10 protein-coding genes and 2 pseudogenes are annotated in these 13,814 nt (G+C 53.9%); 5 read left to right on the plus strand and 7 right to left on the minus strand.

Annotated features, from left to right (window positions below; genetic code table 11):
- The 5 genes from Q1A43_RS19965 to Q1A43_RS19985 form a co-directional block, all read right to left on the minus strand.
- A complete protein-coding gene (locus tag Q1A43_RS19965; RefSeq protein WP_299923730.1) occupies positions 1-1,002 on the minus strand; it encodes an ABC transporter permease in 1,002 nt (333 codons plus the stop codon).
- Entirely contained in the window at positions 999-1,976 is a 978-nt protein-coding gene (locus tag Q1A43_RS19970) for an ABC transporter permease (protein ID WP_299923733.1), read from the minus strand. Before Q1A43_RS19970 ends, Q1A43_RS19965 begins: the two co-directional genes overlap by 4 nt.
- Positions 1,973-3,520 (minus strand): sugar ABC transporter ATP-binding protein, encoded by a 1,548-nt coding sequence (locus Q1A43_RS19975; protein WP_299938195.1) that lies wholly within the window; start codon positions 3,518-3,520, stop codon positions 1,973-1,975. The genes Q1A43_RS19970 and Q1A43_RS19975 overlap by 4 nt, the downstream gene beginning before the upstream one ends.
- Positions 3,521-3,618: 98 nt before the next feature.
- Positions 3,619-4,608, minus strand: coding sequence for a rhamnose ABC transporter substrate-binding protein (rhaS, locus tag Q1A43_RS19980; RefSeq protein WP_299923739.1), 990 nt, complete (start codon positions 4,606-4,608; stop codon positions 3,619-3,621).
- Positions 4,609-4,663: 55 nt separating this feature from the next.
- Positions 4,664-5,464, minus strand: a complete 801-nt coding sequence (locus tag Q1A43_RS19985; RefSeq protein WP_299923742.1) for a DeoR/GlpR family DNA-binding transcription regulator — start codon at positions 5,462-5,464, stop codon at positions 4,664-4,666.
- Between the two features lie 187 nt (positions 5,465-5,651).
- On the opposite strand from Q1A43_RS19985, the gene Q1A43_RS19990 reads away from it, so the two are divergent.
- From Q1A43_RS19990 to Q1A43_RS20010, 5 genes and pseudogenes are all read left to right on the plus strand, one after another.
- Positions 5,652-7,748, plus strand: coding sequence for a bifunctional rhamnulose-1-phosphate aldolase/short-chain dehydrogenase (locus tag Q1A43_RS19990; protein WP_299938198.1), 2,097 nt, complete (start codon positions 5,652-5,654; stop codon positions 7,746-7,748).
- A gap of 57 nt (positions 7,749-7,805) precedes the next feature.
- Positions 7,806-9,080, plus strand: coding sequence for an L-rhamnose catabolism isomerase (rhaI, locus tag Q1A43_RS19995; RefSeq protein WP_299938201.1), 1,275 nt, complete (start codon positions 7,806-7,808; stop codon positions 9,078-9,080).
- 140 nt (positions 9,081-9,220) lie between these two features.
- Positions 9,221-9,705, plus strand: a pseudogene (locus Q1A43_RS20000) (IS3 family transposase); the annotation flags it as partial.
- Between the two features lie 183 nt (positions 9,706-9,888).
- Positions 9,889-10,292: pseudogene (locus Q1A43_RS20005) on the plus strand (transposase); the annotation flags it as partial.
- A gap of 344 nt (positions 10,293-10,636) precedes the next feature.
- The gene (locus tag Q1A43_RS20010) at positions 10,637-10,885 is read left to right on the plus strand and encodes a hypothetical protein (protein ID WP_299938204.1); all 249 of its coding nucleotides are present in this window, start codon (positions 10,637-10,639) and stop codon (positions 10,883-10,885) included.
- A gap of 826 nt (positions 10,886-11,711) precedes the next feature.
- Here the strand turns inward: Q1A43_RS20010 and Q1A43_RS20015 are convergent.
- Together Q1A43_RS20015 and Q1A43_RS20020 are read right to left on the minus strand one after the other, a co-directional pair.
- The gene (locus Q1A43_RS20015; protein ID WP_299938207.1) at positions 11,712-11,897 is read right to left on the minus strand and encodes a hypothetical protein; all 186 of its coding nucleotides are present in this window, start codon (positions 11,895-11,897) and stop codon (positions 11,712-11,714) included.
- A gap of 30 nt (positions 11,898-11,927) precedes the next feature.
- On the minus strand, positions 11,928-13,805 hold the full coding sequence (locus Q1A43_RS20020; RefSeq protein ID WP_299938210.1) for a TniQ family protein: 1,878 nt from the start codon (positions 13,803-13,805) through the stop codon (positions 11,928-11,930).
- Between the last annotated feature and the right edge of the window lie 9 nt (positions 13,806-13,814).

Raw genomic sequence — 13,814 nt, forward strand, 5'->3', positions numbered from 1 at the left:
TTATCCCCCCGTCTTGCGATACATTGCCCAAAGGCGCGGCAGGGCAATGACCCCGATCAACAACAACCCGATGAAGATCGACATGACGATGCCCGGGACGTTCAACAGGCCCAGCCCAAAAGTTACAAGTCCCATGACAAAGGCCGCGATCACAACGCCGGGAATGCTCCCCGAACCGCCAAGAATGTTTACCCCACCCAGAACAACCATGGTCACGATTTCCAGCTCCATTCCGCTGGCAATTGAAGGGCGTGTCGATCCGAGCCGAGAGGTCAAACAAACCGCCGCCAAGCCTGACATCAGACCAGTCAACAAGAACAAGATCATCTTGACGCGGTCAACGCGAATGCCCGAAAACAACGCGCCGGTTGGGTTGTTCCCGACGGCATAAACGGTGCGTCCAAAGCTGGTTTTGTGCAGTAAAACGCCAAACACCACAGCCAACAGTGCGAAGATCGCAAATTCGACGGAAATCACCCAAAAGACATAGCCCTGACCAAACCAGGAAAAGTCACTGGGATAGCCACGAAACGCCCCGTCACCCAAAATGATGTAGCTGATCCCGCGAAACAGGCTCATGGTGCCGATGGTCACAACGATGGAGGGCAGCCCCAGTTTGGTCACCAAGGCCCCATTAAAGGCCCCGCATGCCAACCCGGTTCCCAGACCAACCAAGACCAGTACCGGGGTGCCCGCTCCCATCTCCATCGCCACGCCCATCGCGGTTGACGCCAGCGCAATTATCGCCGCAACCGAGAGATCAATTTCACCGGCGATGATCAACAGCGCCATGGCAAAGGCAATCATTGCCTTTTCAGTGAAATTGAACGTCGCGTCGGAGAGGTTCCAAGCATTTAGAAAATACGGCGAAGCCAGCGAGTTTAGGATGAAAATCCCAACGGCCACCCCAAGCAAAAGGCTTTCCCAGCTCATCATCCGGGCCCGCATCGGTGAGCGCAGGCGATCGGGAATGACGCGCGGCGTTGTATCTGTCAGGCTCATTGCGCATGCTCCGCTGATTTGAGGATGATACGGCCTTTGGTCCGGCCAGATTGGGCATTAAAGGCGACGGCAATGATGATGGCGGCTCCGGAGATCGCCAACTGCCAAAACGGTGAAATATCGACAACCGGAAGCGCGTTTTTTATCACCCCTAAAAAGAGCGCCCCGAGCAACGTGCCGATCACTGTCCCGGCCCCACCGGCGATTGAAATCCCGCCGATGACACAGGCCGCGACCACATCCAGTTCAAACCCGCCAGCGATATCAACATAGGCCACTGAATAGCGGGCAATCCAAAGATAGCCAGTTAACCCAGCCAACATGCCCGAGATCGTAAAGGCCAAAAACTGCGTCTTGCCGACATCGATCCCGGTGTAAACCGCCGCATGAGGGTTGCCGCCAACCGCATAGATCGCTCGCCCCAATGTGGTGCGGGCCATAACGATGACCATCACAACCGCGACAAGGACGCTCACCCAACCCAACACTGGCATACCAAGAAGGCTGGTACGTGGAACACCGGTAAAGGCCGCGCTCATCTCATGGGCGTTGATCCATTTGCCGTCTGTCAGCAAGAAAATGACGCCCCGGAAAATGGTCATTGTGCCAAGTGTCACAACGATTGGCGGGATATTGAGCTTCCACACCAACACCCCATTGATCGCCCCCAAGGCTGCGCCCATGAGAATAGAAATCGCTACAATCACAGCAATCGGCAGGCCCGGCATTGCCACGTTGATCATCGCGCAAACCATTCCCGTAAGCGCGAGGTTTGCCGCCACAGAAAGATCAATACAGCGGGTTAAAATCACCACCATCTGCCCCATCGCCAAAATCATCAACGGCGAGGTATCGGTGAACACCATTACCAGATTGGCGGGGGCGATAAAGCCGGGGAACCGCGTGGCAATCAAGGCGATCAACACCACTATCGCAGCGGCGAGAATAGTCTCTCTTGATTTCAGGAACGTCATGCCGCGTCTCCTTGTTCATTTATTCCAACCGCATGCCGCACCAGCGTTTCGGGGCTTAGCGCGTCCCCTTCCAGTTCGGCGACCATACGGCCATCGCGCATGACAATGACACGATCCGACATGCCCATGATTTCAGGGATTTCTGAGCTGACCATGATCACGGATAGCCCCTGTGCCGCGAGTTCAGACATAAAGTCATGCACCGCCGCCTTGGATCCGATGTCGATCCCCTTGGTTGGTTCATCGAGAATGATGACGCGCGGCTTGGTCGCCAACCATTTGGCAATGACCACCTTTTGTTGATTGCCGCCGGACAAGGCCCCAACATTGGTATCAAGTGACGCCGCGCGCAAATCCAAACGCTGGGTGTATTCGCGCGCCAAGGCGAACTCCTCTGCCAGCCGGATGAACCCGTCCTTTGATGTCTTGTGTAGCGATGGCAGGGTGACGTTCTGGAAGATAGGCATATCCAGAATAGCCCCTTGTTTGCCCCTGTCTTCGGGGACGTAAACAATGCCTGCCTTGATTGCATCCGCCGGGGATCGAATGACACGCACGTCGTCGCCAATCCGAACCGCGCCTTTGGACGGTTTTGTTATTCCGATCAACGATTGCATGAACTCAGACCGCCCTGCCCCGACCAGCCCATAAAACCCGAGGATTTCGCCGCGCCGCAGGGTGAAATTGATGTCTTCAAACTCGGTTGGATGGCTGTAACCCGCGACCGTAAGAACCTTGTCGCCAATCTCGGCATGGCGCTTGGGAAATAATTGATCCACCGCGCGGCCAACCATCATTTTCACCAGATCGGCTTCGGTGACATCGGCCATCTGTCCGGCTCCAACCAATTGGCCATCCCGAAACACGGTAAAGCGATCAGCAATGCGGAAAATCTCGTCGAACTTGTGCGATATAAACAAAATCGCCTTGCCCTTTGCCTTGAGAGTATCGACCAGCTCGTAAAGCTCCTCAATCTCGGTTTGGCTAAGGGCCGCGGTGGGTTCGTCCATAATCACAACCTGCGCCTCAACCGACAGCGCGCGGGCAATCGCGACCAGATGTCGGGACGCAATCCCAAGGTCTTTAAGCTTGACAGACGGGCTGATTTTCGCGCCGATCGTGCCTAAAATGTCCGCCGTCCGACTATGCATCGCTGCGGTGTCAATCAACCCAAACCGCCCCTTGGGCGCGTGGCCGATAAAGACATTCTCGGCAACCGAGAGTTCATCAAATAACACGGTTTCCTGATGGATCGCCGTGACACCCGCATCGGCGGCATCTTGGGGCGTGACAAAGCGAACCGGTTTACCATGAAGCAAAATCTGCCCGCCGTTCGGCTGATAAATTCCGGTCAGCGTCTTGACGACAGTTGACTTACCCGCGCCGTTTTCACCAATCAAAGCAGTGACTTGACCGGCAAATAGATGCAGATCAACACCATCAAGCGCTTTGACACCGGGAAAGGTTTTGGTGATCTTATCAAGGGTAAGAACCGGCTGCGCGTCCTGCGCGGCACTGTCTCCCTCCGGGCTGAGATTTCGCATCGCGCATCCCTATCGCAAAGCCCGGCCAATGGCAGAGCAGGTCTTGGTAAAAGGGCGGCCCGTATCCCGCGCCGCCCCTCGCTTTTCTTTAGGGTATCTTAGAAGATATCCTTGAAGTCCGCGATATTGCTGGCGTCATAGACAAAGGGGTCGGCCATCGCCGCAGCATTGGTGTCATCCAAGGTGATTGTGCCCATACGGCCAATCGCAATTTCTGCACCCGGTTCGGCTTTGGCGGCTTCGGTTGCCAGCTGGTGGGCCAGCATGGTTGCCGAATAGCCAAGATCAATCGGGTTCCAGATCGCAAAGGATTTGGACGCGCCGCTGTCGATTGCCCCGGCCATTTCCGACGGCAGGCCAAGACCCGTTACGTTAACCTTGCCAATATTGCCCGCATCGGCAACGGCTTGGGCCGCGGCGACAATGCCAACCGAAGTCGGGGCGATGATGGCGTCCAAATCCGGATGAGACTGCATAAGGCCGGTGGCTTCGCGATAGGATTTATCGGCAAGATCGTCGCCGTAAACGGTCGAAACAACTTCGATACCGGGATAGTTGCCCATCACCTTGTTCATCTCGTCAATCCAGATGTTCTGGTTTGTCGATGTGGTGGTCGCGGACAACACCGCCACTTGGCCGCCCTCTGGCAAATGATCGGCTGCCAGTTTGATGATCATGTTACCAATCAACGCGTTAGAGGATGGGTTCAGGTGCGCCATGCGGCCATCTTCGGCAACGCCAGAGTCCCAAGAAATAACAGTGATCCCGCGCTGCATTGCCTTTTTCAGCGTAGGAACAAGCGCGTCAGTGTCATTGGAGGAAACCGCAATGGCGTCAACTTGCTGAGCGATCAGCGAATTGATCACCTCGATCTGCCCCTCGGCAGTGGTGTCGGTTGGGCCAGTATAGATGATTTCGACGCCTCCCAATTCTTTGGCGGCCTCTTCGGCCCCTTCGGCAGCGGCTTCAAAGAACCCGATGCCCAAAGCTTTGACCACCAGCGCAATGCGCATGTCTTCGGCAGATACTGGACCGGCGAACAATCCTGCGGCAACGGCCACAGATGTCATGAGTTTTGCAAGTTTCATCGGGTTTCCTCCCTGGTTTCCCAAATTTGCGGCGCGCCGTTCCATTACTGGCCGATTACGACGCCGCCTCCTCCTTCACGGCACCAACCGGCACCACGATTAATTTGATGTCTGCCGCATCCACCATGGCGGCGGCGCGGTCGCTGATCCCGTCATCGGTGATCAGCACATCAATGTTATTGAGTGGACACAGAACCAAACTGGAACGTGCTTCAAACTTGCTGGAATCAACCAGCAAAACCAATTCATCCGCTTGGCCAATGAGCTTTTGCTCGGCCTGAATGATGAGCGGATCAGCCTCCATAACCCCAAGCGGCCCAACACCTTGCGCGCCCATAAACATGCGGCGTGCATAAAAGTTGCGGGTGACATCATTATCAAAGGGCGACAGCACAATGTTTTGTTCGCGGTAAATCACTCCGCCGGACATCAGAACCGTGTTTTTGGAATTCTTGAGGAGGTGTTCAGCCGTCGGAAATGAGTTGGTAAACACCTGACAGCGGCGCGTCGCCAAAGGATGGACCATTTGAAAGGTCGTGGTGCCGCCATTAATAATGATCGGCTCCCCCTCTTCGCAAAGTTCAACCGCCTTGCGCGCAATTGCTTGCTTTTGCGCGATATTGATCGCCTCATTCACGGCAAACGGCCGCCCGGCCAATCCCGGAAGCTGATTGGGGTGAAGGGCTTCGACGCCCCCGCGCACCCGGCGCAACTTCTTAGCCTCATGCAAACCGGCCACATCCCTGCGGATTGTCGCCTCAGACGCGCCAGTCAAGCTGCAAAGGTCCAAAACCGTCACAACCGGACGATCCTGTACCGCTGACAGAATGATATTATGGCGTTCCTTTTCGTGCATCTCTTCCTCCCGTTGACGCTAACCGTGCCGCAAAGCAACGATCACTGTCAATCACAAAATGTCATTTATCATCATTTTTCGATCATTAGTGATTGATTTTGATGATTTGTGATTGACAAACCGTCGCAATCCAATCACCCTTTGATCAAATCGACTGAGATTATCTGCGGATCGGGAGGAGATCACAATGACCACCGAGGCAAATCACCTTGTTTCCTTATGGGATGACAACAAAGCCGCAACGATGAGCGAGCCAGAAAAGCTTCTTTACCGCTCAAATCTGCTTGGATCTGATAAGCGCGTGACCAATTATGGCGGCGGCAACACATCCGCCAAAGTCATCCAACCGGACCCGTTGTCCGGTCAGGACGCCGAAGTGTTGTGGGTCAAGGGCTCTGGTGGCGATGTTGGGTCCATTAAAATGGATGGGTTTTCAACCCTTTATATGGACAAGCTGCGCGCACTGAAAACCATGTATCGCGGCGTCGCCTTTGAAGACGAAATGGTGGGCTACCTGCCCCATTGTACCTTCAATTTGAACCCGCGCGCAGCCTCTATCGACACGCCACTTCACGCTTATGTCCCTAAAAAGCACGTCGATCATATGCATCCCGATGCCATCATTGCGATTGCGGCGTCTAAGGATAGCAAGGCCATGACCAAAGAGATCTTTGGCGACGACATTGGCTGGCTTCCGTGGAAAAAGCCGGGGTACGAGTTGGGGCTATGGCTCGAAAAATTCTGTCTCGACAATCCAGATGCCAAAGGCGTCGTTTTGGAATCGCACGGGCTATTTACCTGGGACGATGACGCCAAGACCTGCTATGAGCTCACGCTTGATATCATCAACAAGGCCATTGCTTATTTTGAGGATAAAACCGCCGATGTTCCGGCTTTTGGCGGCCCAATCCACACCAGCCTTGCCGCCGATGCCCGCCGCGCCTTAGCAGCGAAACTGATGCCCGCCATTCGCGGGTTCGTTTCCGGCCAACAGCACATGGTTGGCAATTTTGTCGATACCGACGCGGTGCTCGAATTTGTGAACGCCAAAGATATGCGCGATCTCGCAGCACTTGGCACCTCTTGCCCGGATCACTTCCTAAGGACCAAGATTTGCCCGCTGGTGGTCGATTTCGATCCGGCCAAGGGCAACATCGACGATGTATTGGCCGGCCTCGAGACGCAAGTCGCAGAGTATCGCAAGGGTTACGAAGCCTATTATGAACGCTGCAAACACCCCGACAGCCCGGCCCTACGGGACCCCAATGCCGTGGTTTACCTCATCCCCGGCGTTGGCATGATCACTTTTGCCAAAGACCGCGCAACGGCACGTATCTCTGGTGAATTCTATGTCAACGCAATCAACGTGATGCGCGGCGCATCGGCCGTTTCCGATTACTGTGGCTTGCCCGAGCAAGAGGCCTTTGACATCGAATACTGGCTCTTGGAAGAAGCCAAACTTCAACGCATGCCAAAACCCAAAAGCCTTGCTGGACGTGTGGCTTTGGTCACCGGCGGTGCGGGTGGAATCGGATCGGCCACCGCCGAACGTTACCTTGCCGAAGGGGCCTGTGTGATGTTGGCAGACATCAACCAAGACGCCCTGCAATCCACCCTTGCCAACCTGTCGTTGCGCTATGGCAACGACGTGTTGCGCAGCGTGGTGATGAACGTCACCGACGAAGACGCCGTGGCGGCGGCATATGCGCAAACGGCTGTTGAATTTGGCGGTGTCGATATTTTGGTTTCCAACGCGGGTATCGCCTCTTCTGCTCCTGTCGAAGAAACCACACTTGAGCTGTGGAACAAGAACATGGACATCCTGTCGACCGGATATTTCCTTGTGTCGCGTGAAGCGTTCAAAATGATGCGTGTGCAAAACATTGGCGGCTCTGTTGTCTTTGTGGCCTCCAAAAACGGTCTTGCTGCATCGCCCAATGCCTCTGCCTATTGCACCGCCAAGGCATCGGAAATTCACCTTGCCCGTTGTTTGGCGCTTGAAGGGGCCGAAGCCGGTATTCGCGTCAATGTCGTCAATCCAGATGCCGTTTTGCGCGGGTCCAAGATTTGGGAAGGCGAATGGCTTGATCAACGGGCCGGAACCTATGGCACCGACAAGGAAGGGTTGGAGGAAATGTATCGTCAGCGGTCTATGCTCAAACGCTCTGTCTTGCCCGAGGACATCGCCGAGGCGGCGTATTTCTTTGCCTCTGACCAATCGGCCAAATCAACCGGCAACATCGTCAATGTCGACGCCGGCAATGTGCAGGCCTTTACACGCTAAGACAAAGTTGCGCTTGATGCCTTTTGCATCCGGCGCAGCCCTTTGAGGGAGGGGACCATGATAGATACATCTGTGATCGAGGCGGAAAACGCCAAACGGGCCAGCGATCTGGCGCGTGACTTTGACCATCTTGGCGAAAAGCTTGATCGTCGCGGCGTCGACATCAACGCCATTGTTGAGCGCGCCAAAGGGTTTGGTGTTGCTGTGCCATCTTGGGGAACCGGCACTGGCGGCACCCGCTTTGCCCGCTTTCCGGGTCTGGGCGAACCGGCCAACATCTTTGACAAGCTTGACGATTGTGGTGTGATCCATGCCCTGACCCAAGCCGCCCCATCGGTGTCGCTGCACATCCCATGGGACAAGGCGGACCCCAAGGATTTGCTGGCCAAGGCGGGTCAGCATGGTTTGACCTTTGACGCGATGAATTCCAACAGCTTTCAAGATCAGGCCGACCAAACCCATTCCTACAAATTCGGTTCGCTGACGCATACAGATACCGCAACCCGCGCCCAAGCGGTTGAGCACAATCTGGAATGCATCGACATTGGTCAACAGATCGGCTCCAAGGCGTTGACCGTTTGGATTGGCGATGGCGCGAACTTTCCCGGCCAAACTCATATGGGTCGTCAGTTCGAGCGTTATCTGTCTTCGATGAAAGACATCTATCGCGGCCTGCCCGATGATTGGCGTTTGTTTTCCGAACACAAAATCTATGAACCGGCGTTCTATTCGACCGTGGTGCAGGACTGGGGCACCTCGCTCATGACCGCGCAGGAGCTCGGCGACCAAGCCATGTGTCTCGTCGATCTGGGCCATCACGCACCCAATGTTAATATTGAGATGATCGTGTCGCGCTTGATCCATGTGGGCAAGCTTGGCGGATTTCATTTTAATGATAGCAAATACGGGGACGACGATCTCGATAGCGGCACGATTGACCCCTATCGTTTGTTTCTGGTCTGGAACGAACTTGTCGATGCCGAAGGCACCCCGGGCCTTGATCTGGCGCATATGATCGACCAATCCCACAATGTCACCGATCCGATCGAAAGCCTGATGATTTCGGCGATGGAAATTCAGCGCGCCTATGTGCAGGCCTCGCTTGTCGATCGCGCGGCCTTGACCGGCTATCAAGACGACAATGACGCGCTTATGGCTTCGGCCACCTTGCGCGCGGCGTTTCGCACCGATGTGGATGCTATTCTGGCGCACGCTCGGGTTTCAGCCGGAGGAGCGATTGATCCGGTCATGACTTTCCGCGCGGCGGGGTATCGCGACCAAGTGTCTGAGAAACGGCCTGTTTCTAGCGGTGCGGGCGGCGGAATCGTCTAAATCGATAGAGCCTTCGCTGAAGAACACACCTGAGGAAGCGATCCGCTTCTTTCCATCCCTGACAGACGCCCCCCCAACCGGCACAGGTTACTGTCCATAACGTGCTGGCCATCCCCCCCCCGCTTTAAAACTCATGGCCTTTGCGGCATCTAAGTGAGGAGGAGTTCCGACGACAAACGGTGAGGATAGCACTGACCAGCGGGCTAACATGCAAACAGGTCGCCGATGATGTCGGCGTTGAACATGTGGATCTCGGCACACAAAGACACGGATGTGGTGTCGAAAGAGGATTTGAGCTTCGACCAAGCGAATGGTCGGCTTCAGCGCGAGAACCGCATTCTAAAGGAGGCGCGGGAAATCTTAGAAAGGCCACGGGGTGCTTCGCGAGCCAATAGCCGTGAGGTTTTAGTTAATTGAAGAGCACCAATCTGCATTTCCATTGGCCGGATGTTCCATGTCATGGATGTCAGTCCGCGCGGCGTGCGTGCTTTGCGCAGCTGTCCTGCCAGCCCTAGACAACGCTCTGATCTGGTCACGCTGGCGCACCTCAAAAAAACAGTCACCTCTTAACCTGCGCGGCTACGGCAGACCACGGATGACGGAAGAGTTGCGGGAAATCGGCCTAAAAAAAACGTCCATCGCTTTCCGCGCCCCCCAAAAGGCTGCCTTCACCATGCGGATAGGGGCAGCCACTTCTTTTCGCACGGTAATCCCGCCGAAATTAGTGGTGTTCAAAAGTAGAATTTTCTCGGCACGATATCTGAGGAGATTTGGAATGAAGAACGGATGATACAGCGACGCGCCGATCATGGCGATCCTGAAGCAAGCAGAGGGCGGTGTGCCAGTTTCTAAACTGTGCCGAGAGCATGGGATGAGCAGCGCGAGTTTCTTTAAATGGCGGGCGACATTTGGCGGTATGGATGCGTCTTTGATGTCTGAGAGCGAGCTTTTGTCCGCCATTGGTCCGAGAGAACCTGAGCAGGCGCTCGAAAAAGCGCTAAGGCCGTCCACTGCCCGCCAGGGCATTGCCCTGCAATGTCCCGTGAGGGACGGAGGCGGGAGGTGGCCATGAATGCGGTCACAGATCACGGGATCAGCATCGCGCTGGCCAGCCGAGCATTTAAGATCAGCGAGACGTGTTATCGTTGCAGTCCAGTGCTGAGTGATGAGAACGAGACAAATGCAGACTGGTTGGAACGGTTGTCGGTGAACAATGGCTGTGGACTTACACAATGAACGACCCAACATGGGCATTGGCGGCATAACACCCGCCACGAACCTGAAAATGGCCGCGTTAGCTCTAGAGCCGATCCCCATTGAAATTGAGGGGTACCCGAGGTTTTTTCCCGGAACCTATCGACACAGGATCGGGCAAACGTCCTAAAGAGAGCTGAAAGACGATCACCAACTGCTGCGTGCTTCTTGTCTCACTCCAGAAAATCCATGAGCTCTCAACCCGTGTCATCCGTATACTCGAAAACCACAGCGCGAACGTTTGTGTCGACAAGAAAGAACCCTCTTTGCCACCATATAAGAACAAAGATACAGCCTCGACGTTGAAATCTCGTATCATTCAATCTCGAAAATTTGTTTTTCTTGCGACCAAAAACAGTAAAGAAAGCAAATGGAGCCCTTGGGAGCTTGGTTTGACTGATGGAAACAAGTCACTACGAAACATTGCACTCCTCCCAGCTCTAGAGGATGACCGCCAAGATAGTTGGACAGATTGGGAATATTTAGGATTGAATGATCGGATTGTCCGGGGGAAAATCAAAGGGCGGCCCAAGGATGAATGGTTGGTTTGAGACAAACGAGAAAACTCAGCTATTAGTCTGGGCGAATGGTTGAAATGCTAAGCAACAAAGAGGTTTGTTTGGTGCCCTCAATCAATCTTTGCCTCACGTCGCTCTAGCGCTTGTACGGCTATAGCTTTCTTTGGCCTGTGTGTGATGTCGTAGTTGGTGACCGGATTTAGCCCCCATTGGTCGACACCAACATCATGGAAACACATGTTTCACATCAGTTGTTGTGAACGAAGCCAAACAATCAGAGCAACCCTTTTGTTCCCCCTAATGTTTCCTTTCTTTTTTGGCTGGAAGGGCCGTACTCGAATCTGCAACACACGAGATCAAAACCAGTTGTTCTACCAATTGAGCTGCCACTTTCATGGCTGACTTGTCAGAGAGCTTTTCAAGAACTCGCTCGGAGCCAGTTCAGACTACTCAATATGTCTGCAAATGTGAAACTTATGTGCAAAGTTCCGTTCTTGCCTGACAAAATTGCGTTTCTCGCCGTACAAATCACGATTCACGTTGGACGCCATATTGATGTGGCGTCCGGTTTAAATCGGAGTCTGGCGAATTTCTAACCCGCTGAAACTGAATCAAATTTTCGGAAGAGTCCATTTAGAACCGCACTTTCATCCGGGCAAGAACGCAACTTGGCCAATGGCAGGCACAAAAAAACCGCCAGAGGCGGTGCAAGAATTAGGGCTGGATGACCAAATTTTATGTGAGGTTATCTCGAGGAATCACGGCAGGTGACAATTCCAAAGCGATCGCGATGGGCATCGCTCGGCTTGCAGATTTTGGTGTGCGTAGTTTGCTTACCCGATTGCCTTGGGCGATGCACTCATAGGTCTTCGTCCGGACGTTGCCACTCCAATGTCCCGTTTTTCTTCATGCGGCGAACCATGGTGACATGAACCAGTGCTTGCTCAACGATACTGTCGTCACCAGTGGCAAAGGCCTGCTCAAGTAGGTCGCGCTGTGCGCTCAAACTATGACCAAGTTCGTAGTCAGAAATTTCTAGGTCCATTATTCTCCTCCATTTTGAAAACAAGATAGTTCATGGTTGAAACGGTGGCGACGCACCGGATTGTAAGATTGCGCGTTGCGTTCGAGGACGGCGGCGCGGGATAGATCGCGGTCTGATGCCGACAATATCGCTCGTTTTGTAGATAGGTAGGCCTTGTCCCTCAGGTGCGCGATAAATCTTGGAATTCAGAATTCTCGATCTGGCAATGCCCTCGTCAATTCCGAGCTGCTTAGCTGCGGTACGAATGGTTTGGAACCGCTCCAAGAATTTCGCTAAATCTGTTGGATCAACGATAAGTGCTGGCCGACTGCTCCCTTCCTTGCGGCCTGAGAAGCTCGGCAGAAGTTTCAGGGTGGTGAGCTGCTTTACTTCAGAATATTGAAGCCCAAGCCGCGCCCGCAGATCCTGCATTGTTAGGCCCGTCGAGGCATGCATGAGAAGCTTCGATCTGAGTTCAGAGATATTTACGCGGATGCCGCTGAAACCAGCCGCTAGGTCTATCGTATACGACTTTGGCAACTGATCTGAGAGTAGCAGCGAAGTGATCTTGGCTGTCGTGCTTGATACGGCAAAGCATGCATCGGGGATCGACATAAATTCGTCGATGTCATTGTGCGGGATCTTTTCCAAGTTGACTTCTATTTTCGCAAAAAGTTCATCAACCACACGAGCCTCGTAACGTGGTTTTGCGGACGTCTCGGTCTTGATTGGCTCGATGATGCCGTCGCCCACCAACCCCTCAAACGCTTTGATCCCGATATTGAGGCGGGCTGCAGACGCCTTAGCGTTTATGCCGTCTGCGACCTTGGCGACATGTCGCAGGCAGATCTGCATATGCTGTCTCAGGTTGCCCTGCGTAGGGATCCCGTTTTCAGGTATCATCCCGTCTGTGCGAAGAACATTTCGAACCCACCCAACTGATCTATCAGTTTTTTGGGCAATCTTTCGGATTTCCGCTTCGACAAACGGTGATTTCTGATCGACCTTGGCAACGCTGAGCAGACAATAGTCGCCTTGGTCATTACAGATGTTCTTCATCAAAGCGCGGAATGGCCGGCGTTCGAGCGGATTTGCCGCTTGGTAGGCCCATCCGTAGAGCCAAGTTTTACCCATTCGAATGCTGTGTTTCCTGAGAGCTGCGCTGACGGCGTTATGGATAGAACCAACGCCATTTACGGTAACGTCGAAGCCGATGTCGATAAGTTGCCTCTGCGTGTTGATATCAAGATCGACAGGTTGGCCGGAACCGCGTTCCATGAAAAACCCGAGACCAAGACACCAGCGTTCAAGAACGTCTATTTGGACCTTGTCCAACCAGCAACAGAGGCTTGTGTCTTGGTCCAAGTGTTCAATGACCGCAGCTTCAAATTTGGTTGGTGATTGCGAGGCTATCAATTCCGGCAGGCCTTTCAGCCAAGAATGGTTCAATCGGCTACGGAAGACATGGTCGTAGCAGGTGGAATAGTCATTGAACGGTAGCGGCACCAAACGAGTGTGATGAACAGAACAGGTCTGGATCGGTCTCAATAACCAATCGCGTTTCATCGCCAAATTGTACGGCCTAAATAAGCCAGAGTCGGCTATTTCGGACCAACACTGTGGACAGATCGACAAGTCAGCCTTTCGCACTGACCGCGACAGCAGTGTCTTCCCATCCAGTATCGTGTTCTTGCGATGAAGCTGGCGTGGGCTGTTGGAGATCAACTGGGTGGCGCCGGAACCTGTTAGCTCTCCAAGTAATTCGACGCTGTCAGGATCGCCGGCGCAAATCTTTTTCTTGTTGAGGCCTGTTGCGACGCAGAATTCTTGGACTGACCGAACCGCATTGGCATCAGCGTTGCGTGCCAGTACTGAGAATCCGGGTTCGGCGGCTGACGCCGCTATTGTGATTGGCAATATTGTGATCATTTGACTGCT

Source organism: uncultured Pelagimonas sp. (assembly GCF_947498515.1).
Taxonomy (GTDB): domain Bacteria; phylum Pseudomonadota; class Alphaproteobacteria; order Rhodobacterales; family Rhodobacteraceae; genus Pelagimonas.

Excerpts from the sequence above, each read along its gene's own strand:
- Q1A43_RS19965 (WP_299923730.1), bottom strand. The coding sequence starts at position 1,002 with ATGAGCCTGACAGATACAACGCCGCGCGTCATTCCCGATCGCCTGCGC.
- Q1A43_RS19970 (WP_299923733.1), bottom strand. The coding sequence starts at position 1,976 with ATGACGTTCCTGAAATCAAGAGAGACTATTCTCGCCGCTGCGATAGTG.
- Q1A43_RS19975 (WP_299938195.1), bottom strand. The coding sequence starts at position 3,520 with ATGCGAAATCTCAGCCCGGAGGGAGACAGTGCCGCGCAGGACGCGCAG.
- rhaS (WP_299923739.1), bottom strand. The coding sequence starts at position 4,608 with ATGAAACTTGCAAAACTCATGACATCTGTGGCCGTTGCCGCAGGATTG.
- Q1A43_RS19985 (WP_299923742.1), bottom strand. The coding sequence starts at position 5,464 with ATGCACGAAAAGGAACGCCATAATATCATTCTGTCAGCGGTACAGGAT.
- Q1A43_RS19990 (WP_299938198.1), top strand. The coding sequence starts at position 5,652 with ATGACCACCGAGGCAAATCACCTTGTTTCCTTATGGGATGACAACAAA.
- rhaI (WP_299938201.1), top strand. The coding sequence starts at position 7,806 with ATGATAGATACATCTGTGATCGAGGCGGAAAACGCCAAACGGGCCAGC.
- Q1A43_RS20015 (WP_299938207.1), bottom strand. The coding sequence starts at position 11,897 with ATGGACCTAGAAATTTCTGACTACGAACTTGGTCATAGTTTGAGCGCA.
- Q1A43_RS20020 (WP_299938210.1), bottom strand. The coding sequence starts at position 13,805 with ATGATCACAATATTGCCAATCACAATAGCGGCGTCAGCCGCCGAACCC.